The sequence below is a fragment of the Bradyrhizobium sp. AZCC 1577 genome, assembly GCF_036924575.1.
Lineage (GTDB): Bacteria > Pseudomonadota > Alphaproteobacteria > Rhizobiales > Xanthobacteraceae > Bradyrhizobium.
In genome coordinates, this window is record NZ_JAZHRQ010000001.1 from 837341 (window position 1) to 860140 (window position 22800).

Annotated in this window: 25 protein-coding genes; 7 read left to right on the top strand and 18 right to left on the bottom strand. The window is 63.9% G+C overall.

Annotation, left to right across the window (positions count from 1 at the left end):
- Positions 1-390: 390 nt before the first annotated feature.
- The 3 genes from V1278_RS03915 to V1278_RS03925 form a co-directional block, all read right to left on the bottom strand.
- Positions 391-2229, bottom strand: coding sequence for a Rieske (2Fe-2S) protein (locus tag V1278_RS03915; protein WP_334379760.1), 1839 nt, complete (start codon positions 2227-2229; stop codon positions 391-393).
- 91 nt (positions 2230-2320) lie between these two features.
- Positions 2321-3490: a saccharopine dehydrogenase family protein gene (locus V1278_RS03920; protein WP_334379761.1), complete on the bottom strand. Its 1170-nt coding sequence runs from the start codon at positions 3488-3490 to the stop codon at positions 2321-2323.
- Between the two features lie 235 nt (positions 3491-3725).
- The gene (locus V1278_RS03925) at positions 3726-4922 is read right to left on the bottom strand and encodes a YbfB/YjiJ family MFS transporter (RefSeq protein ID WP_334379762.1); all 1197 of its coding nucleotides are present in this window, start codon (positions 4920-4922) and stop codon (positions 3726-3728) included.
- A gap of 230 nt (positions 4923-5152) precedes the next feature.
- On the opposite strand from V1278_RS03925, the gene leuB reads away from it, so the two are divergent.
- Positions 5153-6265 carry a 3-isopropylmalate dehydrogenase gene (gene leuB, locus V1278_RS03930; protein ID WP_334365634.1) on the top strand — a complete coding sequence of 371 codons (1113 nt, stop codon included), beginning with the start codon at positions 5153-5155 and terminating at the stop codon, positions 6263-6265.
- Positions 6266-6451: 186 nt separating this feature from the next.
- Here the strand turns inward: leuB and V1278_RS03935 are convergent, their stop codons facing one another.
- Both V1278_RS03935 and V1278_RS03940 read right to left on the bottom strand, forming a co-directional pair.
- On the bottom strand, positions 6452-6832 hold the full coding sequence (locus V1278_RS03935; protein ID WP_334379763.1) for a hypothetical protein: 381 nt from the start codon (positions 6830-6832) through the stop codon (positions 6452-6454).
- 219 nt (positions 6833-7051) lie between these two features.
- Complete coding sequence (locus tag V1278_RS03940; RefSeq protein WP_334379764.1) at positions 7052-7783, bottom strand: hypothetical protein; 732 nt, start codon at positions 7781-7783, stop codon at positions 7052-7054.
- A gap of 189 nt (positions 7784-7972) precedes the next feature.
- On the opposite strand from V1278_RS03940, the gene V1278_RS03945 reads away from it, so the two are divergent.
- Positions 7973-9007: an aspartate-semialdehyde dehydrogenase gene (locus tag V1278_RS03945; RefSeq protein WP_334369078.1), complete on the top strand. Its 1035-nt coding sequence runs from the start codon at positions 7973-7975 to the stop codon at positions 9005-9007.
- A gap of 63 nt (positions 9008-9070) precedes the next feature.
- On the opposite strand, the gene V1278_RS03950 is transcribed toward V1278_RS03945, so the two are convergent.
- Complete coding sequence (locus V1278_RS03950; RefSeq protein ID WP_334379765.1) at positions 9071-9715, bottom strand: carbonic anhydrase; 645 nt, start codon at positions 9713-9715, stop codon at positions 9071-9073.
- Between the two features lie 101 nt (positions 9716-9816).
- On the opposite strand from V1278_RS03950, the gene V1278_RS03955 reads away from it, so the two are divergent.
- Complete coding sequence (locus V1278_RS03955) at positions 9817-10695, top strand: HpcH/HpaI aldolase/citrate lyase family protein (RefSeq protein ID WP_334379766.1); 879 nt, start codon at positions 9817-9819, stop codon at positions 10693-10695.
- 127 nt (positions 10696-10822) lie between these two features.
- Here the strand turns inward: V1278_RS03955 and V1278_RS03960 are convergent, their stop codons facing one another.
- The 3 genes from V1278_RS03960 to V1278_RS03970 form a co-directional block, all read right to left on the bottom strand.
- Positions 10823-11650 carry a hypothetical protein gene (locus V1278_RS03960; protein WP_334379767.1) on the bottom strand — a complete coding sequence of 276 codons (828 nt, stop codon included), beginning with the start codon at positions 11648-11650 and terminating at the stop codon, positions 10823-10825.
- Between the two features lie 58 nt (positions 11651-11708).
- The gene (gene leuD, locus V1278_RS03965; RefSeq protein ID WP_057842551.1) at positions 11709-12314 is read right to left on the bottom strand and encodes a 3-isopropylmalate dehydratase small subunit; all 606 of its coding nucleotides are present in this window, start codon (positions 12312-12314) and stop codon (positions 11709-11711) included.
- A gap of 110 nt (positions 12315-12424) precedes the next feature.
- The gene (locus tag V1278_RS03970) at positions 12425-12823 is read right to left on the bottom strand and encodes a metallopeptidase family protein (RefSeq protein ID WP_334384090.1); all 399 of its coding nucleotides are present in this window, start codon (positions 12821-12823) and stop codon (positions 12425-12427) included.
- A gap of 107 nt (positions 12824-12930) precedes the next feature.
- Between V1278_RS03970 and V1278_RS03975 the strand changes: the two genes are divergently transcribed.
- Positions 12931-13260 (top strand): hypothetical protein, encoded by a 330-nt coding sequence (locus tag V1278_RS03975; protein WP_334365627.1) that lies wholly within the window; start codon positions 12931-12933, stop codon positions 13258-13260.
- 337 nt (positions 13261-13597) lie between these two features.
- On the opposite strand, the gene V1278_RS03980 is transcribed toward V1278_RS03975, so the two are convergent.
- Positions 13598-13807, bottom strand: coding sequence for a hypothetical protein (locus V1278_RS03980; RefSeq protein ID WP_334379768.1), 210 nt, complete (start codon positions 13805-13807; stop codon positions 13598-13600).
- Positions 13808-13954: 147 nt separating this feature from the next.
- Here V1278_RS03980 and V1278_RS03985 point away from each other — a divergent pair, with 147 nt between their 5' ends.
- On the top strand, positions 13955-14263 hold the full coding sequence (locus V1278_RS03985) for a hypothetical protein (protein WP_334379769.1): 309 nt from the start codon (positions 13955-13957) through the stop codon (positions 14261-14263).
- A gap of 189 nt (positions 14264-14452) precedes the next feature.
- Positions 14453-15082 (top strand): hypothetical protein, encoded by a 630-nt coding sequence (locus V1278_RS03990; protein WP_334379770.1) that lies wholly within the window; start codon positions 14453-14455, stop codon positions 15080-15082.
- Between the two features lie 79 nt (positions 15083-15161).
- On the opposite strand, the gene V1278_RS03995 is transcribed toward V1278_RS03990, so the two are convergent.
- From V1278_RS03995 to ffh, 8 genes are all read right to left on the bottom strand, one after another.
- On the bottom strand, positions 15162-15374 hold the full coding sequence (locus V1278_RS03995) for a hypothetical protein (RefSeq protein WP_334379771.1): 213 nt from the start codon (positions 15372-15374) through the stop codon (positions 15162-15164).
- 103 nt (positions 15375-15477) lie between these two features.
- A complete protein-coding gene (leuC, locus tag V1278_RS04000) occupies positions 15478-16884 on the bottom strand; it encodes a 3-isopropylmalate dehydratase large subunit (RefSeq protein ID WP_334379772.1) in 1407 nt (468 codons plus the stop codon).
- A gap of 75 nt (positions 16885-16959) precedes the next feature.
- The gene (locus V1278_RS04005) at positions 16960-17094 is read right to left on the bottom strand and encodes a hypothetical protein (protein WP_256470161.1); all 135 of its coding nucleotides are present in this window, start codon (positions 17092-17094) and stop codon (positions 16960-16962) included.
- 233 nt (positions 17095-17327) lie between these two features.
- The gene (gene rplS, locus V1278_RS04010; RefSeq protein ID WP_028348467.1) at positions 17328-17708 is read right to left on the bottom strand and encodes a 50S ribosomal protein L19; all 381 of its coding nucleotides are present in this window, start codon (positions 17706-17708) and stop codon (positions 17328-17330) included.
- 108 nt (positions 17709-17816) lie between these two features.
- A complete protein-coding gene (gene trmD / locus V1278_RS04015; RefSeq protein WP_334365621.1) occupies positions 17817-18536 on the bottom strand; it encodes a tRNA (guanosine(37)-N1)-methyltransferase TrmD in 720 nt (239 codons plus the stop codon).
- Positions 18537-18546: 10 nt separating this feature from the next.
- The gene (gene rimM, locus V1278_RS04020; RefSeq protein WP_334379773.1) at positions 18547-19071 is read right to left on the bottom strand and encodes a ribosome maturation factor RimM; all 525 of its coding nucleotides are present in this window, start codon (positions 19069-19071) and stop codon (positions 18547-18549) included.
- 19 nt (positions 19072-19090) lie between these two features.
- The gene (rpsP, locus tag V1278_RS04025; RefSeq protein ID WP_028348470.1) at positions 19091-19423 is read right to left on the bottom strand and encodes a 30S ribosomal protein S16; all 333 of its coding nucleotides are present in this window, start codon (positions 19421-19423) and stop codon (positions 19091-19093) included.
- 142 nt (positions 19424-19565) lie between these two features.
- Positions 19566-21116 (bottom strand): signal recognition particle protein, encoded by a 1551-nt coding sequence (gene ffh, locus V1278_RS04030; RefSeq protein WP_334365618.1) that lies wholly within the window; start codon positions 21114-21116, stop codon positions 19566-19568.
- Positions 21117-21605: 489 nt separating this feature from the next.
- On the opposite strand from ffh, the gene V1278_RS04035 reads away from it, so the two are divergent.
- Positions 21606-22670, top strand: coding sequence for an MBL fold metallo-hydrolase (locus V1278_RS04035; protein WP_334379774.1), 1065 nt, complete (start codon positions 21606-21608; stop codon positions 22668-22670).
- The last annotated feature ends 130 nt before the right edge of the window (positions 22671-22800 follow it).

Consider the following 22800-nt stretch of genomic DNA (forward strand, 5'->3'; position numbering starts at 1 on the left):
GTCGGCACGTCCCGTCTCGAAGAGCAGCTCTAAACAAGACTACACGATCCCACGCCCATCCAAAAGAGCTCACATTGGCCAGGGTGCCGCACAAACAACTAGTACAAGCCAGTGCCCGATGTCCGACTCGGGTCCAAAAGCAGCCGAGAAGAGAGCGCGGACCGATCTTCGCTCTGCCGCAGACAACCGATGCGACGACAGGCTGGTTTCGGCCAAAGGCCCAATCCAAACTGGAGCCGAGAACGACTACGCGGCTGCCATGCCCATTCGTCGGCAGAAGCAGGATGGCTCGATCGGAATCTCCGCCAGCGCTTGCGCGAGGTCGCGCCCTTGAGGCGCGCAGGCCTTTGTCACTTCAGATCGCCCTTAGTGCGCCCTCAGCGCGTGACCTCAGGACGATCCAGCCTCTTGATGCAGCTCGCCACCCCGCATCAAGCGGCGGGCGATGTCGGCTGTCTGCAGAGAAGCGCGTTCTGTCGGTGAATGGGCCGCCAGATAGCGGGCAACCGCGATGAGGATGTGTCGGCCCTCGTCTGTGTCGCCCCACGTGCCGAACTGCCGGACTCCCGCCTCCAGCATCTGATACGCATGGAAGCCTGCATCTTCCCGCAGCACCGCATGCGCGAGCGTAGCGATCAGCGCCTGCGGCGAATGGCCGAGCGTGAGATGTCGTGCCACCAGGCGTGCGGCGAGATCGACCTGTCTCTGCCGATCGAAGGCGTCGAGCAAGGCGGCGCCGATCGTCTCTGGATCCGCGGGCAGATCATCGAGCTGCTCGCCGCCATCGCCCGGGATGCGCGCCGGCGGCACATTGAGATAGCGAGCAAGGTAGAGCGCCATCGCTCCGTGCAATACGCCGCGCACGGCAGTGACGTGAGTGTCGATGTTGGCAGTCCCGATGCGGATCAGCATCTGGTGGACTGCGTTGGCGTAGGTGAAAACGTGATGCGCCGTCTCCCAGTCGGCGTGCTCGTTGGCATTGCCGAAGCGCGCCACCCGGAGCGCTGCCGCGTAGGCGAGGGATTGGCCAAGGTCAGCAGGAGCGGCACCGGCGCGGATCGCCCCCTTGAGCGCGTCAACGATCCTGGCCGGATCGTCACCGAGCAGCTCTTGAGCCAGTGCGGCGTGGCCCGACCAGTCGCGCGAGCCGCGTCCGGCAGCGAACAGGTCCGCGAGTTCGCTGGTTGATTTCTCACACAACGCAACAAGGTCAACGGGCTGGCGCCAGGCAGTCGATTCCTCGGCGCCACGGGCCGCTACCATCTGACCGACGACAGTCGGCAGCAGAGCCGCCGCGTGTTGCCAACCGATCAGGTCGAGGCACTCAAATGCCTTGTTGATGAAGTCGAGCGAATGCCCGGTGTCGGCGAACGCTCGCTCGGTCTCGGCGGTGAACAGAACATCGGCGAGTTCAGCCGGGGAGAAGCCGGCCGCAATCGCCGTGAGCAGGGTGCGCTCGGCCGCCTCGCGATGGCGCACGTTTGTCCAACGCCGCAGCCAACGCTTGAGCGCGGCCGGATTCGGTCGGCTTCCAAGCGGCGCGCGTTCCCGCCGCGGCGCCTCGCCGTCGCAGTCCGCCGCCACGCGGCGCGCGCCGTGGAATAGAGCGAGATAGGCTTCATCCTCCGGTAGCAAAGGCAGGATATTGGCGAGTGCCGTAAGGATCGTAAGACCGACGCTCCAGCCGTCGCGATTTTGCGCCCCGAACAGCGCCACCTCCCGTACGATTTCGGTCTGCGGTATGCCGGCCGCGAGCTGACCGTGTATGGCCTTGGCAATGACGAGGCCGAGGTCGTGGGCGAGGCCGTTCGCAAGCCGCTGATGCCAGTGCGCGGCGAGATCGGCATGCGTGAACGTGGTCTTCACCCAGACGTCACCATTGCGTACCTCGACCGGGCAGATCGGCACGTCGTCCGCCCACAGGTCGAAGGTGCAGCCGCTTTCGAGATCGAAGCGCGCGTGGTGCCAGTGACAGGTCAGGATACCGTCCTCGACGCTGCCGCGATCGAGCGGGAAGCCCATATGCGGGCACCGATTGTCGAGGGCGAAGGCACGTCCGCGGTCGTAGATGACAAGGATCGGACGATGGTCACCGCGCACAACGAGCCGCCCCTTGAGCTTCAGCTCCTCAAGGCTGCCCGCCAGCGCAAATTCCTTGCTCGGCGCGTCCATGAGCATACCTCCCATTGTCGCTTTGGGGGCGCTGCAGGTACTCCGCAACATAGGCATCCTCTCGCGCAAAGGCGAGAGGATGCGGTGGTGTTGGGGCTGCGCGAAAGTAACCGCACTGGATCACGCCGCTGCCGTTCTGAGCGTTACCTCAACGCGCACTGAAGGTGAGGCCGGCGCGCTCCGTCAGACGCTTGCGCAACGCCGGACCCATCAGCGCGCCCGGCGTCCATATGCCGCCCTCGCCCTGCACGTCGCGCACGAGGCAGAGAGCGCTCTCGGCGATCATCTTGCTGGTCGAGCCGTAGCCCGGATCGCGGTCGCCCTTGACGACCGTCTCGACCCGTCTGCCATCTGGCAACTCGCCCAGGAAAAGGATGTCGTAGAAGCCCTTCTCGCGCTCTTCCCGGGACGGGCCTGCGCCGGGTTTGAGACCGCCGGTCCTGAACAAGGAAAACACCGTGGCAAACGTCTCCGTCGTCACGCCGGCGATTTCCCCCAATCCCGGCGCGACCATCATCTCGTCGTAGACGAAATCCCTGCCGTAGAGATGACTCAACAGGAAATTCGTGCGGTGCACGTTCTTGGTGTTGACCGGCGCCATGGGGAACGGCACGAGCCATGCGTTCATGTGCGGGTCGTATTCGGGGATGAGGCCCGACGGCTGAGACGGCCCGGTGAACCCCGGCGTCAACGCGAAGGGGTCGGTCAGCAGCCCGATCAGGGCCGGGTCGCGCGCGGCGGCGGCCAACGTCGCCTGGGCGCTCGCCGCGGTGCCGCCAGACATGCCGCCTTTCACCTTGCGCAGGCGGGCTTTGACCCGCCGCGCCGGGCGTCCGAATTTCTCGCGCGCCTTCTCTTGCAGCGTGAGCACGCCGAGGTCGAACGGGATGGAATCGAAGCCGCAGGAGAAGACGATGCGCGCGCCGGTCCGTTTCGCCTCTTCGTTGTAGGCGTCGATCATGCGCCGCATCCAAACCGGTTCGCCGCAGAGATCAACATAGGCCGTTCCCGTGGCCGCGCAGGCCGCCACCAGCCCGGGGCCGTGGCGCTGATAGGGCCCGACAGTCGTGATGATCACGGCCGCACGCTCGCACATCGAACGCAGGCTGGCCGGCTCGTCGGCATCCGCCTTGATCAATGGCAAATCATCCGGTGCGCCGATGTCGACACGCACCTTCTGGAGCTTGTCGGTCGAGCGTCCCGCGATCGCCCAGGACGGAGCATCGTCGCCGCGATAGGACGTCGCCAGATATTCGGCGATGAGACGGCCGGTGTAACCCGTCGCGCCATAGACGATGAGGTCGAAGTCCCGCTTCACGACGTTGGTCCTCCTCGAGTTCCCGCTGCCGAGCAGACACCTTACCATCAGGCGACGTCACTTTATGCCGCAAACTGCCACACTCCCGTCGTCCCTGCGAACGCATGCGAACGCAGGGACCCATACCGCGGGATCTGAATATTGGAAAAAGGCTGGAGGAACAGCTTCCCATAACCACGAAATCCTGTGGTTATGGGTCCCTGCGTTCGCAGGACGACCCGCGGATGGAGAACCATCACGTCGAGGGTTTCTGCATCACCTTCCTCTGAAAGGCCGAAAGCACCGCTCCCAGCGCCAGCATCGCCGCGGAAACATTCAGCGCAAACGACAGGCTGCCCAGCGCATCCGTGATCGCGCCGACCACGATCGGACCTAGCGTCTGACCGATGCCGAATGAAATCGTCAACGCCGCGATCGCGGTGGGCCAGGCTTGCGGCGGGTAGTTGAAGCGGACGAAGGCAGTGGTGGATCCGACCACGGCGAAGAAGGCCACGCCGAACACCAGCGCGGATATCGCCAATAGCCACACCGAGTGTCCGAAGATCGGCATCGCCGCGCCGATGGCATTGACACCGAGAATGATCGTGGTGGTGAGGCCGCCGCGGTCGAGCGCCAGTACGCGGCGCCATACCCAGGGCGTGATGAAAGCGCTGACACCGATCAGGCTCCAGAACGCGCTCTGCGCCGCGGCACTACCACCGGCGTCGCGGATATAGGCGATCATGAAGGTCATGTAGGCGATGTAGCCGGCGCCAAACAGAAAGTAGCCGGCGAGATAGACCACGACCGGCGCGACGGCGAATTTGGCTGCCGTCGTTTCGGTCAGGGCTGCACCGGCATGAAACGGTGCGAGCAGGACCGGGATCGTCATGACGACCGCCAGCGCGGTCATCGCCCACCAGACCATCCACCACGAGCCCGGCCCAAAGCCCTGCAGCACGAACGGCGCCACCAGTCCCGACGCCAGGATGCCAATCCCGGGGCCGGCATAGAACAGGCTGAGCAGAAAATTCGCCCGCTCGGGGCGCGACTGCGCAATCGTCGCCGCCAGCGCGCCGCCGCCGACGAATCCGGCCGCGGCGCCGATGCCCGCCAGAAGCCGCGCGAAACTCAGGACGTAGAAATTGCCGGTGGTGGCGCAGAGCGCCAGCGACAGCACGCAGGCCAGCGTGCCCCATCGAACCGAAGCGGTCAGTCCAAAACGCCGGATCATGCGCGAGGCGAGCAGGGCACCTACGAGATAGTCGGCGGCGTTGATGGTGTTCATGAAACCGGCCGCGGAATAGCTCCAGGCCAGGGTGTCGCGCATGTCAGGCAGCACCAGCGCATAGGCAAAGCGGCCGATGCCGAGACCGACGGTCGGCGCCAGCGACAGAATGAGGATCAGCCGTGCGGGATGCGCGTAACTCGCGGGACGGTCGGGGGCGTGCAAGGAATTTGCTCCGGCGGAACGGCATTGTGGCAGGCCGGCAGGGGGATGCACAGGCTCTGCGGCCGCAATGGTGTCTTGCCAATCGCGCAATGCCGCTCTAGCACTCCGCCCGGATTTCTCATTTTCCGTCATGCCCGGCCTTGTGCCGGGCATCCACGTCTTGCTGCCAACGCACAAAAGACGTGGATGGCCGGGACAAGCCCGGCCATGACGAACCGGAGGTAAACGACATGGCGACCCATAAACTGCTGCTTCTCCCCGGCGACGGTATCGGCCCCGAAGTGATGGGGGAGGTGCAGCGCCTGATCGACTGGCTGAACGCGGCAGGCATCGCGTCATTCGAGACCGAGCAGGGGCTGGTCGGCGGCTCCGCCTATGACGCGCACAAGGTGTCGATCTCGGAAGGCGACATGGACAAAGCCAAGTCGGCCGATGCCATCATCTTCGGCGCGGTCGGTGGTCCCAAGTGGGACAGCGTGCCCTACGAGGTGCGCCCTGAGGCAGGTCTCCTGCGCCTGCGCAAGGATCTCGGCCTGTTCGCCAATCTGCGCCCCGCCGTGTGCTACCCGGCGCTCGCCGATGCTTCCAGCCTGAAGCGCGAGGCGGTCGAAGGCCTCGACATCATGATCGTGCGCGAACTGACCGGCGGCGTCTATTTCGGCGAGCCGAAAACCATCACCGATCTCGGCAACGGCCAGAAGCGCGCCATCGATACCCAGGTCTACGACACCTATGAGATCGAGCGCATCGGCCGCGTCGCCTTCGATTTGGCGCGCAAGCGCCGCAACAAGGTGACGTCGATGGAAAAGCGCAACGTCATGAAGTCGGGCGTGCTCTGGAACGAGGTCATGACGGCCGTCCATGCGCGCGAATACAACGACGTGACGCTGGAGCATCAGCTCGCCGATTCCGGCGGCATGATGCTGGTGAAGGCGCCGAAGCAGTTCGACGTCATCGTGACCGACAATCTGTTCGGCGACATGCTGTCCGATATCGCGGCGATGCTCACGGGATCGCTCGGCATGCTGCCCTCGGCTTCGCTCGGCGAGATCGACGCCAAGACCAAAAAGCGCCGCTCGCTGTTCGAGCCGGTGCACGGTTCGGCGCCCGATATTGCCGGCAAGGGGCTGGCCAATCCGATCGCGATGATTTCGTCGTTCGGGATGGCGCTGCGCTATTCCTTCGATTTGGGCGCGCTGGCCGACAAGGTCGACGCGGCGATCGCAGCGGTGCTGGCGAGTGGATTGCGTACGGCGGATATCAAGTCCGAGGGCACGACGGCAGCCTCAACCACGCAGATGGGCGAAGCGATTTTGAAGGAATTGCAGAAGCTGCACGCGTAGGTGCAACAAATTCGGTGTCGTCCCTGCGAACGCAGGGACCCATAGCCACAGCCGTTGGTCGTGAAGCGAAAGCTGTCGACCAGCATTCTTGAATCGAGAAGCCACCGCGTAGCGATGAGCGCACGCGCTCACGCTTGGGGTCTCTGCTTTTCGCAGGGACGACGCGGCTCGGTTATTCGATCGCTATCAATACAGCGGGAACCTGGTCGGCTCGCCGCCCAAATCTGAAGGCGGGTTGAGCGGCTGGCGGTCGATCGGCCGGTTGAGGTTTTCGCGCGCGAACGTTGGGTACCCGTACGGCGACGGGAAGGCGTAGTCCATGAACTTGCGGTCGCCGGGCAAGACTTCGGTGCCGGCATCGAGCCAGGAGCGCGTGGTGACGTAGACGCGGGTGCGCGGGCCCTGTTGGTACACCCGGTTGGGACCGTTTGCGCCGTAATAAGGGCGACCGTCCCGGTCATACCGCTGCTTGGTCTGGGCGCTGGCGGCGGTCGCGCCGACCGCGACGAGGGCGGCCGCGGTAAGCAGCGTCGCGAGCTTGCTCGCAGCGGGGAATTTTCGGGTCATTGCATCCTCGTCATTGTCCGCCCGTGACGGGCTGGCGGATCGCCAAATCTGGTTGCGTGTATTCTAGCCGGGGTGGGATCGTCGTCGCTAGGTCAATTGCGCCACACCGCGCCCGAATAATGCGGTGCGAAGCGAAAAAGTTTCATGAAAACAAGTGTCTTGGCCGCTTGTTGCCACAATCGTGAGGTGCGGCGGAATTTGACGCCGCCAACGCGGGGCCTAAAGGGTGCCGCGCAGTCGCGGGTTATCGGCGTCCATCACCCAATCGGCAGACAGCGCCGGCGCGCCTGACGCCGCGCAATCGCTGCGCCCGACTTCGTCGCGGGCGAACAATTCCGTAAGTTTCGTATCGTTGCCGGCCGAAAGCAGGATCAGCCGGTTCAGCATGCAGCCGATCGCGGCGCGGCGGGCCGGGACACCCTCGGCCAGGCATGACCAGCCCGAGAGACGGAATTTCGGCTCATCGATGTGTTTGAAAAATCGGAGGCATGCGCTCGCGGCCTCCGTGCCGCCGATCCGGCGAAACAGCCTCACGGGGCCGAACTTGCTGTCGATGATCCCGGCAGCCTCCAGCTCGCGCGGGCCAGCCGGGTCCATCCTTGCGGCAAGGTAGCCGGCCGCCGAGCCGACCTGATCGATTTCTTCGCCCGGACGATAGATTTCGAGTTCGGCGACCGGCGTGCCGCCGGGCCCGCTCCAGCGGAACACGTCCTTGCGGCCCCCCTCGGGATGCCGAAAAACCTCGTAAGTCTCTATCTTGCCTGGAAAAATGAACTGGCTTACGGCGAACGCCGGAGCCATGCCTCCGGCCTGGCTCCAGGCCTTCGGCGGCGCCTCCATCGCCGTGATATCGGGCAAATGCTGCCATAGCGCGATACCGCCAATGGCCATCAGCGCCAGCGTCATCAGATAGGCGCAGAGCCGTGCCAGCGTGCCGTAGACCTCGTCCACGAAGCTTACCAGCGCCGGGTGAATTGTCGTCCTATGATGGGAATCGGCCGAACCGGCCGGAAACGAATGCATCAAACGCCCAAACGCAACCGCCAAACGTTGTCATATCGGCGTTTCTCGCATAGAAGCGCTGCCTTCTCCCTTTCCGCTTGACGCGGCAGGGCGGCATTTTTCCTCGGAGAGTGAATGATGGGTTACAAAGTCGCTGTCGTCGGTGCGACCGGCAATGTCGGGCGCGAAATGCTCAATATTCTCGACGAGCGCAAATTCCCCGCCGACGAGGTCGTGGTGCTGGCCTCGCGCCGCAGCGTCGGCGTCGAAGTGTCCTATGGCGACCGCACCCTGAAGGTCAAAGCGCTCGAGCACTACGACTTCTCCGACGTCGACATCTGCCTGATGTCGGCAGGCGGTGCGGTGTCGAAGGAATGGTCGCCCAAGATCGGCGCGGCGGGTGCGGTCGTGATCGACAATTCGTCAGCTTGGCGGATGGACCCGGACGTGCCGCTGATTGTGCCGGAAGTGAACGCCGATGCGGCCGCGGGCTTTGCCAAGAAGAACATCATCGCCAACCCGAACTGCTCGACCGCGCAGCTCGTGGTGGCGCTGAAGCCGCTGCACGACAAGGCCACCATCAAGCGGGTCGTGGTCGCGACCTATCAATCGGTCTCGGGCGCCGGCAAGGATGCGATGGACGAACTGTTCTCGCAGACCAAGGCCGTCTACACCAATGACGAGCTGATCAACAAGAAATTCCCCAAGCGTATCGCCTTCAACGTCATCCCCGAGATCGACGTGTTCATGGAGGACGGCTACACCAAGGAAGAATGGAAGATGATGGCGGAGACCAAGAAGATTCTTGATCCCAAGATCAAGCTTTCCGCCACCTGCGTGCGGGTGCCGGTGTTCGTCGGCCATTCGGAGGCCGTCAACATCGAATTCGAGAATCCGATCACGGCCGATGAAGCGCGCAATATCCTGCGCAACGCGCCGGGCTGCCTCGTGATCGACAAGCACGAGCCCGGCGGCTACGTCACGCCCTACGAAGCAGCCGGCGAGGACGCCACCTATATCAGCCGCATCCGCGAGGACGCGACGGTGGAGAACGGCCTCGTCCTGTGGTGCGTCTCCGACAATCTGCGCAAGGGCGCCGCCCTGAACGCGGTGCAGATCGCCGAATCCCTGATCAACCGCAAGCTGATCACCGCGAAGAAGAAGGCGGCGTGAGCCTGGCGAATGGGGAGTAGCGAATGGCGAATGGAATTCATTCTATTCGCTACTCGCCATTCGCTATTCGCCCTCCTGCACGCTGCGAAATTCCTTCGCCTTCTGATCGAGCACGAACAGCGAGCCCTCGGCGACGCCGAAATAGGCGCCGTGCAACTCCATCTCGCCGCGCTCGACGCGGGCGCGCACGAACGGGAACGTCATCAGATTTTCCAGTGAGCGGAAGATCGCGGCCTTCTCGATCCTGATCGTGAACTCCTGCATCGTCTCGCGCTCGCGCTGTTCGACGACCTCGCCCGGCTTGATGAACATAGCCATCCAGCGGCCGATGAAGTCGCCCGGCGACAGCGGGTCGATCTTGTCGATGAAGGCGCGAATGCCGCCGCACTGGGCATGGCCGAGCACGACGATGTGTTTGACGCGCAGCACGTTGACCGCATATTCCAACGCCGCGGAGACGCCGTGGGCGCCGCCGTCCGGCTGGTAGACCGGTACCAGGTTGGCGACGTTGCGCACCACGAACAACTCGCCAGGGCCGGCGTCGAAAATCACCTCCGGCGAGACGCGGGAATCGCAGCAGCCGATCACCATCACGGCGGGCGACTGGCCGCGCTCGGAGAGTTCCCGGTAGCGCGTCTGTTCGGTCGGCAGCCGTTGCGAGGTGAAGGACCTGTAACCGTCGAGCAGATGTTGCGGGAAAGAGGTCATGGTGCCATGCCTAACCATATGCCGATGACGGGAACAAGGCTTTCAGGCCGCCGCGCGAGATGATATCGCGGAGGCCTCAAGGTCACCAAGGAAACCAGCCCGTGATCCGTCCGCGCCGCAGCCTGTTGTTCATGCCCGGATCCAACGCGCGGGCGCTGGAAAAGGCGCGCAACCTGCCGGCCGACGGGATCATCCTCGACCTCGAGGATTCGGTGGCGCCGGACGCCAAGGCAATGGCCCGCGACCAGATCGCCAAGGCGATCGCGGCGGGCGGGTTCGGCAAACGCGAGGTGCTGATCCGGGTCAACAGCCTCGATACGCCCTGGTGGGTCGAGGACGTCACGATGGCCGGCAAGGCGCGGCCCGACGGCATTCTGGTTCCCAAGATCTCCACCGTCGGCGATCTCAACGCGATCGCCAATCGCCTCAGCGACATCAACGCGCCCACCTCGATCCGGGTCTGGGCCATGATCGAAACCGCGCGCGCGGTGCTGGACGCCGACAAGCTCGCCGCGGCATCGCGGGATTCCGAAACCAGGCTTGCGGGATTCGTGTTCGGGCCGAACGACATTTCGCGGGAAACGCGGATCCGCATGCAGCCGGGCCGCGCCACGATGATTCCGATGATCACGCACTGCATCCTGGCGACGCGCGCGCACGGGCTGGAAATTCTCGACGGTCCCTACAGCGACATCAGCAACATCGATGGCTTTGCGACCGAATGCGCGCAAGGCCGCGATCTCGGTTTCGACGGCAAGACGCTGATCCATCCGAGCCACATCGAGGCCTGCAACGCGATCTTCACGCCGCCGGCCGAGGAGGTCGAGCAGGCGCGCAAGATCATTGCTGCTTTCGAAAAGCCGGAAAACGCCTCGCGCGGGGCGATCCAGCTCGACGGGCGGATGGTGGAACGGCTGCACGCCGACATGGCGCGGCGGACGATCGCGCTTGCGGATGCGATCGCGGCGATGGGGCATTGATCTTACCCTCCCCTGGAGGGGGAGGGCGCCGCTCATGAAATGAGCGGCGGGGTGGGGTGACGGTCTCTCCACATCCAGCAGTGCCCGAGCGGAGAGATCACCCCACCCCGTCTCGCACTCGCTGCGCTCATGCGAGCCGACCCTCCCCCTCCAGGGGAGGGTGGAGTGCGGAGCCGAACCTCTCCGCCGCCCAGGCATAGAGGCTGCCGGGGATCGGCTTTTCACCGCCGCGGCCTTTGGGCGAGATGTGCAGGCCGATGAGTTGCGGATCGGCAAGCAGGCCTGAAAAATCCGAAGGCTCGAAGAACAGCTTTGGCTCGGCGTGCACCGCATAGAACGACTGCTTCGGCAGCGCGTGCTGCAATTCGTTCGCGCGGCGCGCCAGCGCGGTGAGCGCGGCGGGGCCGTAGATCGCGACGCGGATGTCGGAGAGACGGCTCGATCGGCGACGCAACTGGCGCAGCATGAAGGTGAGGCGATGACGCAGCGCCAGCCAGTCCGGCGTCAGGTCCTCCTGCTCCATCAGATCCTCGAACGCCCGTACGATCGGATCGTTTGCTGGCAGGTACAACACCGAATTGCCGAGTTGGCGCCGGCGCTCCCACGCGAAGTAAGGCTTTGCCGGATCGATCTCGATCGGTTTGAGCAGCAGCACGTCGGCGTCGAGCCACAGTCCGGCGTTTTCTGCCATCAGCCGCATGCGGAAGAAATCGCTGAACTGCAGGATGGTCCAGTCGCGCCAGCTTCCATCAGCCTCGGGCGGGCGCAGCCGCTCGGAAAAGGAATGCGGCAGGATCGCTTCGGCTTCGGCGTTGCCGATGCCGTCGGGCAGGCCGGGCAGTGGATCGAAACTGTAGACGGTGACCTTGTGGCCGGCGGCAACCTGCGATCTGAGGCAGGTCAGTCGCAGCCCGTCGAGGCGGCCGTGCCAGAAGGTGACGACGTCAGGCCGCATCCGCGCCGCCTCCTTAAACAAAAGAGCCCCGATTTTCGCCGGGGCTCTCGTAGCACAATCAGGCCCAGGCGCGCTCTTTCTTAAGCTTGGCCTCGTAATCGTCGATCGAGGATTTCTTTTCCATGGTCAGGCCGATGTCGTCGAGGCCGTTCATCAGGCAGTGCTTGCGGAACGGATCGATCTCGAACTTGACCTTGCCGCCGTCGGGGCCGCGGATCTCCTGGTTGGCGAGATCGATGGTCAGCGTTGCATTCGCCCCGCGCTCGGCGTCGTCGAACAGTTTGTCGAGGTCTTCCTGTGAGACGCGGATCGGCAGAATGCCGTTCTTGAAGCAGTTGTTGTAAAAGATGTCGCCGAATGAGGTCGAGATCACGCAGCGGATGCCGAAATCGAGCAGCGCCCACGGCGCGTGCTCGCGGCTCGAGCCGCAGCCGAAATTGTCGCCGGCGACTAGCACCTTGGCGTTGCGATAGGCCGGCTGGTTGAGGACGAAATCCGGGTTTTCGCTGCCGTCGTCCCTGTAGCGCTGTTCGGAGAAAAGACCCTTGCCAAGGCCGGTGCGCTTGATGGTCTTCAGATACTGCTTCGGAATGATCATGTCGGTGTCGACATTGATGATCTTCAAGGGCGCCGCGACGCCTTCCAGTGTGGTGAACTTTTCCATCAATCGCACTTCCCGGTTGAAAAGGTGGGACGGGTCAGTGATTTATCGCGAATATGGCCACGGCAAAAGGCCAATTTGCGCATAGGCCGCCTGTTTTGGCGCGAACCGGCCTAGTCTGCGGCGGCCTCGATCGCCTCCATATCGGCGTCCGACAGCCCGAAATGATGCCCGATTTCGTGGATCAGGACGTGGCGGACAATATGGCCCAGCGTTTCGTCGTGCTCGGCCCAGTAGTCGAGGATAGGGCGGCGGTAGAGCCAAATCATGTTGGGAAGGCGGGCTATGTCCTGGTTGCTCTGCTGCGGCAGGCCGATGCCCTGGAACAGGCCGAGCAGGTCGAACTCGCTCTGCGCCTGCATCTCGTCCAGGACCTCGTCGGTCGGGAAATCGTCCACGCGGATGATCACGCCCTCGCACAGGGTACGAAATCCCTTGGGCAGGCGCTCGAACACCTCATGCGCCATGGCTTCCATTTCGGCGAGCGAGGGCGCTTTTGCTTCGGTCCACATCACGTCGTATTTAGCGTGTGTTATGCCCAGGCGCATACTAGTTTTGCGAGTTGATTTTGACGCGCCAATCGGTGACCGTACCGGGGATCAGTTTTGGGTGGACTTCAATGAAGCGGATTGTGACGGTCGCCATATCGGCTGCCTTGGCCGGGCTTTTGCTCCCTGACGTGGCGGCTGCGCAGGCGCAGACGGCGTCATCAGTGCTGCGGACCGCGCAGGCGCCGCAGCCGATCGTCACGGATGTTTCCGCCCAGCGCCGGCGCCCGCTGCGGCGCGTGCCGATCTATCGCAGCGAGCCGTGGGCTCCCAGTGTCTATCCGCGCTACAACCCAGGGCCGAACGCCGTGCGCGATTGCACCGCACATTACGTGCAGGAGTACCGGCCGAGCGGCACGGTAATCACCCCGCGCATGAACTGCTGGTGGCGGCCGGGCTAGATTCTTCCCCCTCTCTATTTTTCTGTCGAGCATTTTTCCGACAGGCGCCGAGTAGGGCCCTGTGGGCAAACGCTGTTGATGTTACTGACGGCGGTCTGCGCAAACCGTGCGCGCGAGATCGCGGCAAGCAGCATCCGTTCATGTTCGTGGCGCATTCTTCATGTTCATGGCGCACTCATTCACACCTCATTCAAGTCGCTTGCTTCAGTCTGCGCACGTGTCGCGGCGATGCCGTTAGTTGATGCAAGCCATTCGGCGCAGACGTGCATCCGACGACCCGAGGAGACTGGATATGCAGGTAGTGAAGGTTTTTGGGCTTGCGGCCGTTGGCGCCTTGCTAGCGTTTGCCGCTCCGGCCGAGCGTGCCAATGCGCTGTCGCTCAGCAATCCCGGCGCCGCCGCGGCGGTTCAGGAGGATGCCAGGTTGGCGACGACGGAAGTGCATTGGCGACATCACGGCTACCATCACGGCTACCATCACCATCATCATCGGTGGCATCGCTGGCACCACCACCATCATCGCCATCACCACCATCATCATCGTCACTGGCACCGCTGGTGATTGCGGCAACTTGGCGCAGATGCCAACAGGCCCGCTTCATCGCGGGCCTGTTTCGATTTCAGCGATCGCCTTGAAACTGGCGAGATTACCGCCCGTTATCTCTGACATCAGCTTCAGCAAGAGGAGTCCATCATGAGGAGCTTGATCTCTGCGGCCCTTGTCGTCGGCGCGCTCGCGATCGCCGGGCCGGCGGCGATTGATAGGGCCGCCGCGGCGCCGCAGGCGAAGGCGCAAAGCGCCGGCACATCCGACGCCACCGATTTGAGCGCGCAACGGCGCTACTATCGTCACTATGGCTATTATCGTCCGTACTACCGTCCGTATTATCGCCCTTATTACTACCGGCCCTATTATTACGCGCGGCCGGTCTACTATCGGCCGTATCCCTATTACGCGCCCGCGCCGTTCACCTTCGGCATCGGGTTTGGACCGTTCTGGTAGTGAGCGTGCATAACTTCTGTCAGCCGCAGAAATCTCTTCAACGCACTTTCCTGCGCATTCATCGCTGAGGTCGGCGCATTCATGGCGCGTTCACGTGTCTGTCTCTAACGTCACGTTGGGAGCGATCGCAGAGGACGCGACGCGAGCAGCCGCAGAGCAGCGCGCGTCGCCGGTTAGGGAGGATAATCCATGACAACATCCGAACCCGGACGCGGCCTGGTCCGCCGTCTGGGCGTTACGGCTGCGGCAGTATTCGCGCTCGCAGCGGCATCACAACAGCGCGCCGAGGCGCTTTCGCTAGCAACCCCCGGAACGGCGCCGTCAGCGAAATATGCAACCGACGGACTGACGACCGAGATTCAACACCGCAGCCCGACGATCGGCGGTGGCTTCCGCGGCGGCGGCGGTGGCGGTTTCGCCGGCGGCGGCTTTCGCGGTGGTGGCGGCGGCGGTTTCCATGGCGGCGGCTTCCGCGGCGGCGGAGCGGCCTTTCATGGCGGCGGCTTCCGCGGTGGCGGCGCGGCCTTTCATGGCGGCGGGTTCAGAGGCGGTGGGTTGGCGATCCACCGTGGCGGCTTTCGTCCGGCACCCGTCTTCCATGGCGGCGGACACCGCTTCGTACATCGTCACGCCTTTCATCGCCCACACTTCCACCACCGGCGTCACTTCCACAGCCGCTTCTACTTCGCGCCGGCCTATTATGCGTACCCGGCCTACTATTATCCGCGGCGCTGCCGCGTGATCTGGACCTATTATGGGCCGCGCAGGATCTGCAGGCCGCCCTGGTGGTGGCGCCACCGCTACTACGCCTATTGGTGAGACAGGTTGAAATGAAACAGGCGCCCGAAAGGGCGCCTGTTTTCAGGTAACGCTCCTGTTTTCAGGTAACACTACTGGCTCAATCCCAATCCTTGCCCCGCCACGGCTTGAGCTTCCAAGGCGTCAGCGTCCCCATCCGCCATTGCTGCCAGTGCTCCGGTGGCCAGTGGCTGAGGCGCGAGGCTTCCTTGGTCGCGACAGGCTGCAAGTCGACGATGCGCGGCGTCGTGCGCCGCCGCACCTGCCGCGTCGCCTCGCTGATCATATCGACAAACTCAGACTTGTCGGTCACGGCCAAAAGTCCCTCGCGAAAGCGCTCCGCAAGGGACCAGTGTGCGCTTTGCCTGTTAACGGGCCGTTTCCGGAATGTCTCGCTATCGAGACAAAGGAAAGCGTTAGCGCCAGTCCCGCACGTCGACGAAGTGTCCGGCGATCGCCGCCGCCGCAGCCATCGCGGGCGACACCAGGTGGGTGCGGCCCTTGAAACCCTGGCGGCCCTCGAAATTGCGGTTCGAGGTCGAGGCGCAGCGCTCTTCCGGCCTCAGCTTGTCCGGGTTCATCGCAAGGCACATCGAGCAGCCCGGCTCGCGCCACTCGAAGCCGGCCTTGATGAAGATCTTGTCGAGGCCTTCGGCTTCCGCCTGCTCCTTCACGATGCCTGAGCCCGGCACGATCATCGCATTGACGTTGGCGCTGACGGTCTTGCCCTCGGCGATCTTTGCGGCGGCGCGCAGATCCTCGATGCGGCCGTTGGTGCAGGAGCCGATGAAGACGCGATCGAGCTTGATGTCGGTGATCTTCGTTCCCGCCGTCAGGCCCATATACTTCAGCGCGCGGTGCTTTGAGAGCCGCTTGGCCTCGTCCTCGATCTTGTCGGGGTCGGGCACGAAGCCCGAGATCGACACTACGTCCTCGGGTGAGGTGCCCCAGGTCACGATCGGCGGCAGCTTTGCCGCATCCAGCCGGATCTCGTGATCGAAATGGGCGCCCTCGTCGGAGCGCAGCTTTTCCCAATAGCGCATCGCGGCGTCCCAATCGGCGCCCTTCGGCGATTTCGCGCGGCCTTTCAGGAATTCGAACGCCTTTTCGTCCGGCGCGACCAGGCCGGCGCGGGCGCCGCCTTCGATCGACATGTTGCAGACCGTCATGCGGCCTTCCATCGTCAGCGCACGGATCGCATCGCCGGCATATTCCAGCACGTAGCCGGTGCCGCCCGCGGTGCCGATCTCGCCGATGATCGCGAGGATGATGTCCTTGCCGGTGACGCCGTCGGGCAACTTGCCGTCGACCACCGCGCGCATGTTCTTCGCCTTCTTCTGGATCAGCGTCTGCGTCGCCAGCACGTGCTCGACTTCGGACGTACCGATGCCATGCGCCAGCGCGCCGAACGCGCCGTGGGTGGAGGTGTGGCTGTCACCGCAGACGATGGTAGTGCCGGGCAGGGTAAAGCCCTGCTCGGGTCCGATCACGTGCACGATGCCCTGGCGCTTGTCGAACTCGTTGTAATATTCGATGCCGAATTCCTTGGCGTTCTCCGCCAGCGCCTTGATCTGCTCGGCGCTCTCAGGGTCGGGATTGGGCTTTGTGCGATCGGTCGTCGGCACGTTGTGGTCGACCACGGCGAGCGTCTTCTCCGGCGCGCGAACCTTGCGCCCCGTCGCGCGCAGGCCTTCGAACGCCTGCGGCGAAGTCACTTCATGCACCAGATGGCGGTCGATATAGAGCAGACAGGTGCCGTCTTCGGCTTCGTGCACCAGATGGTCATTCCAGATCTTGTCGTACAGCGTGGTCGGTTTGGACATGAGCGTAAGCTCCAAAGGAAATTCTGTGTGAGCGGTTAAGCGCGAAAGGCGCAAGCAACAGACGTCAGCGCAGCATCAGGCTGCGCGCGTAAGCTCGGACGTGGCCGACGTCGCGAACCGCCCGAAGAAGCGGCCAGGCAGCCGCGAGCGGTCGTCGATGACGACGAGTTGAGCGGTGCCGAAGGCGGCGCTGGTGCGATCTAGAACCATTCCAGCTTCATATCACATGGCACATCTAAGTGCGATATGCGTTTGTTGCCACCGTCATTGCGAGGATTGGGTCCGGCCTTGGTCTCTCCCCGTCATTGCGAGCGGAGCGAAGCAATCCATTTCTCGGAACGGGGATAGATGGATTGCTTCGCTGCGCTCGCAATGACGTGGAGGCGCAACAAAAAAGCGCGGGGCAAAACCCCGCGCTTTTGTCGCATCCCGTTCGGGAAAAGTTACTCGCCGACGGCGGCGGCGCGGTCCTGCTTCTCGACGATGCGGGCCGACTTGCCGCGCAGGCTGCGCAGGTAATACAGCTTGGCGCGGCGCACCTTGCCGCGGCGCACCACCTTGATCGAGTCGATCATCGGCGACATCACCGGGAACACGCGCTCCACGCCTTCGCCGTAGGAAATCTTGCGGACGGTGAAGCTCTCGTTGAGCCCGCCGCCGGAACGGCCGATGCAGACGCCTTCATAGGCCTGCACGCGGGTGCGCTCGCCTTCGACCACCTTGACGTTGACGATCACGGTATCGCCGGGGCCGAATTCGGGGATCGACTTGGTCGCCGACAGTTTTTCGAATTGCTCTTTTTCGAGCTGTTGAATGAGGTTCATTGAAATCTCCATCGGCGGCGCGCCCAGCCTTTCGGGGGCTGCGCAAACGTCCATCTATCCTGCGCGTGTGCGGATTTGGCGCTCGTATAAGGCATAGGCGGCCGCTTGTCACCCGTCTGTCGTGCTTTTTGTGCCTTTTTGGCCGCCCCTCGCCGCCCATAAATCCGGCCGCCGCGCCCGGGTCAGCGCCTCGGCCTCGGCCCTCCGCCATGCCGCCACCTTGGCATGATCGCCGGAGGTCAGGATTTCGGGGATGCCGCGGCCCTCGAACTCCTGCGGCCGCGTAAACTGGGGGTATTCCAGTAGTCCCTCGGAGAAGCTTTCGTCTACTCCCGAGGTCTGCTTGCCCATCACCCCCGGCAAAAGCCGGACGCAGGCGTCGATCAGGGCCATCGCGGCGATTTCGCCTCCTGACAGAACGTAGTCACCGACCGAGACCTCTTCGAGGTTCCGTGCCTCGATGACCCGCTGATCGACCCCCTCGAACCGGCCGCAGACGATCAGGGGCCCGGGTCCTGTGGCAAATTCGGCAACCATGGGCTGGGTCAATGGCCGACCCCGCGGGCTCATCAGGAGGCGCGGTCGGTCGGGAGAGATATCCGCGGCGTCGATCGCCGCGGCCAGAATGTCCGCCCGCAGCACCATGCCGGGACCGCCGCCGGCCGGCGTGTCGTCGACGCTGCGGTGACGGTCCGTGGCGGAGTCCCTGATGTCGCGCGCCTCCAACTCCCACAGCCCGGAGGCCAGCGCCTTGCCGGCCAGGCTGACGCCGAGCGGCCCGGGAAACATCTCGGGGAAGAGGGTGAGAATGGTGGCGCGCCAGGTCATACAAAACCCATCACGTAAGCGTCGGAGCGTCGTCGCCTTCGATTTCCTGCGGCAGCTCGATCACCACGCGGCCATTCGCCAGATCGACCGTCGGCACGACTGCATTGGTGAACGGCAGCAGCATAGTGGCGCCTTGCGAAGGCGCGATCTCGATAATGTCGCCGGCCCCGAAATTGTGAATCGCAATCACGCGGCCGAGCGGCTCGCCCGCGGCGTTGACGGCGGCAAGTCCGATCAGGTCGGCGTGGTAATACTCGCCCTCGTCGGTCTCGGGCAATTTGTCGCGGGCGACATAGAGTTCGAGGCCATTGAGCCGCTCGGCGTCGTCGCGGGTGGCGATGCCCTTCAGCGTCGCCACCAGATGGTCTTTGGCCTCGCGGACATCCGTCACCTCGAACTGGCGCGCCCCGTCTTTGGTCATCAGCGGGCCGTATTGCTTTACGGCCAGCGGATCCTCGGTGAACGTCCACAGTTTCACCGCGCCGCGCACGCCATGCGCGGCGCCGATACGGGCGACGCAAATCGGTGTTTTCACCGTCGCGCGCCGCTAAGCCTTACGCCTTCGCGGCGGCTTCGGCGCGAGCCTTGCGCTCCTTGCGCGGCACGGCCTTTTCCGGGTTGTTGCGGGCGGCGCGCTTGACGACACCGGCCGCATCCAGGAAGCGCGTCACGCGATCCGACGGCTGCGCGCCCTTGGCGAGCCAGGACTTCACCTTGTCCATGTCGAGCTTCAGCCGCGATTCATTGTCCTTCGGCAGCAGCGGATTGAAATAGCCGAGACGCTCGATGAAGCGGCCGTCGCGGGGAAAGCGCGAGTCGGCGACGACGACGTGATAGACCGGACGCTTCTTGGTGCCTGCGCGAGCGAGGCGGATAACGACTGACATTTAGTTCTCCTGTTAAATGTAAAACTCGATGATCTGAACGGTGTGAATTGGCGTCATTGCGAGGAGCGAAGAGACGAAGCAATCCACTCTTTCTTTCCGCGGATCGATGGATTGCTTCGCTTCGCTCGCAATGACGGTGTCCTCATTTCTTCTTCCCCGGAAAGCCGCCGAGGCCCGGCAGGTTCGGCTTGCCGCTCAGCCCGGTAAGCCCCGGCAGATTCGGCAATCCCTGGCGCAGGCCGGTGGGAAGATCCTTGGGCAAATTCGGCAGGCCGCCTGGACCGGCGCCGCCCTGCATCTTGTCCGCCAGCGCCTTCATCTCTTCCGGCGAGGGCGGCTTCATGCCGCCGCCAAAACCCATCGCCTGCGCGATGCCGGCGAGCGGGCCGCGCTTGCCCGAACCCATCGCCTTCATCACGTCGGCCATGTTCCGGTGCATCTTCAGGAGCTTATTGACCTGCTCGACATTCTGGCCGGCGCCGGCGGCGATGCGCTTCTTGCGGCTGGCCTTCAAAATGTCCGGGTTTTTGCGCTCAGCCCGCGTCATCGAATCGATGATCGCGACCTGGCGTTTCAAAATCTTGTCGTCGATGCCGGCTGCCGCAATCTGGTTCTTCATCTTGGCAATGCCCGGCATCATGCCCATCAAGCCGCTGATGCCGCCCATATTCGCCATCTGCAGCAACTGCTCGCGCATGTCGTTGAGGTCGAACTGGCCCTTGCGCATCCGCTCGGCGGTGCGCGCGGCCTTTTCGGCGTCGATATTCGCCGCCGCGCGTTCGACCAGCGACACCACGTCGCCCATTCCGAGGATGCGGCCGGCAATGCGGCTGGGGTGAAAGTCTTCCAGCGCGTCCGTCTTTTCGCCGGTGCCGATCAGCTTGATCGGTTTTCCCGTGACCGCGCGCATCGACAGCGCGGCGCCGCCGCGGCCGTCGCCGTCAACGCGCGTCAGCACGATGCCGGTGAGGCCGACGCGCTGATCGAAGGCGCGCGCGAGGTTGACCGCGTCCTGGCCGGTCAGGGAGTCCGCGACCAGCAGCACTTCATGCGGATTGGCCGTGGCTTTGATCTCGGCCGCCTCGCTCATCATCTCTTCGTCGAGCGTGGTGCGGCCGGCGGTGTCGAGCAGCACCACGTCGTAGCCGCCGAGCTTGCCGGCTTCGAGTGCGCGTTTTGCAATTTGCGCCGGCTTTTGCCCCGTCACGATCGGCAGCGTCGGGATGTCGAGGTCGCGCCCCAGCACGGCCAGTTGCTCCATCGCCGCCGGGCGGTAGATGTCGAGCGAGGCCATCAGCACCTTGCGCTTGTCGCGCTGGGTCATGCGGCGGGCGAGCTTTGCGGTGGTGGTGGTCTTGCCGGAGCCTTGGAGACCGACCATCATGATGGCGACCGGCGGCACCGCGTTGAGATCGATGGTCTGGCCGTCCGCGCCGAGGGTGGCGATCAGCTCGTCATGGACGATCTTGACCACCATCTGCCCGGGCGTGACCGACTTGACGACGGTGGCTCCGACCGCCTGCTCGCGGACGCGCTCGGTGAAGCTTCGGACCACCTCAAGCGCAACGTCGGCTTCCAGCAGCGCGCGGCGCACCTCGCGCATCGCGGCGTCGACGTCGGCCTCCGACAGCGAGCCGCGGCCCGTCAGCCGATCGAGTATCCCACCAAGCTTTTCCGACAGATTGTCGAACAATGCCGTTGTCCTTTGTCCTGCACGCGGCAGGCGCTGCCTAACCCACCGCCGTCATACTCCGCGAAAGCGGGGTATCCAGTACGCCGCAGCCCCTCGGTTTAAACGAGCTGCTCTGGGATACTGGATCACCCGCCTGCGCGGGTGACGACGTATGCGCTCTGGCGCCAAACGCCAAAACGATATTCCAAACACTTTCGCGCCCGAGGGCGCATCGCGCTGTCGGGCGTTGGCCTCCGGTCTCATGGGCCGGGCGGCGGGTCGAAAAGAACGTCTTTCCGAGAAAGTGGGCGGGTTAAACCCTCGGATGGGGTGAAAGTCAAGGAGAAACTAGGGCATAATGCCCTGCGATTGAGGCGTAAGGCTTTGACATGGTTGCATTATCCAAGATGAAGGCGGTGGGCGATCAGGCTTCTTTCGTCGCATGTTCCAAGTTGAACCCGCACACGCCATATAAGGCCCCATGTCTCTTGTTCTGTCCCGCCTGTCGTGATGTCCATTACTCGCCGCCGCGTCTTTGCAGTGCTCGCCGGAGCCGCCACGGCCATCGGCGTGCCGTCTGTCTGGATCAGCAATATGAAAACCTATGAGGGTCCTGTCTCCGATCATTTCGACGGCATGCGCTTCTTCGATCCCGACGGCGTGCCGCCAAAATCATTGGCGGAGGTGCTGCGCTGGCAGTTCGGCACCGACCGCAAGCGCGCGAGCTGGCCGGATTGGGTGCCGAATGCGCAGAGCGATACGCCGCCGCCGCGCGTTTCCGGCGACAAGGTGCGGCTATCCTTTGTCGGCCATGTCTCCTGGCTGATCCAGACGCGGGATCTCAATATTCTCGTCGATCCCGTGTGGTCGCCGCGGGCTTCGCCGCTTTCATGGGCCGGGCCGCACCGGCACAATGATCCCGGCATTGCATTCGACGCGCTGCCCAAGATCGACGTGGTGCTGGTCTCACACGGCCATTACGACCATCTCGATATCGCGACGCTGTCCAAACTCGCGGAAAAGTTTTCGCCGCGCGTGATCACGCCGCTCGGTAACGACGTCACCATGCGCGATGCGGACGCATCGATCAAAGCCGAGGCGTTCGACTGGCAGGATCGGGTGGAGCTCGGCAATGGCATAGCGGTGACGCTGGTGCCGACGCGGCACTGGTCGGCGCGCGGCCTGTTCGACCGCAACAAGGCGCTGTGGGCGAGTTTTGTGCTGGAGACGCCGGCCGGCAAACTCTACATCGTCTGCGATTCCGGCTATGGCGAAGGCAAGCATTTCCGCCGCGTGGCCGAGCAGCACGGCCCGCTGCGGCTGGCGATATTACCGATCGGTGCCTATGAGCCGCGCTGGTTCATGAAGGATCAGCACATGAATCCGGCTGATGCGGTGAAGGCGCTGGCCGATTGCGGCGCTAAGGAAGCGCTGGCGCATCATCACGGCACGTTCCAGCTCACCGATGAGGCGATCGACGCGCCGGTCAATGCATTGGCCGACGCGCTGAAGGAAGCGAAGATTCCGCCGGAGCGGTTCTGCGCGCTGAAGCCGGGGCAGGTGGTGGAGATCTAACTCTTGTCGTCCCTGCGAACGCAGGGACCCATAGCCACCGTTGCTGATTGTTGAAAAAGGCTGAAGCCACAGCTCAGCATAACCACATCTTCCTCTGGTTATGGGTCCCTGCGTTCGCAGGGACGACAGC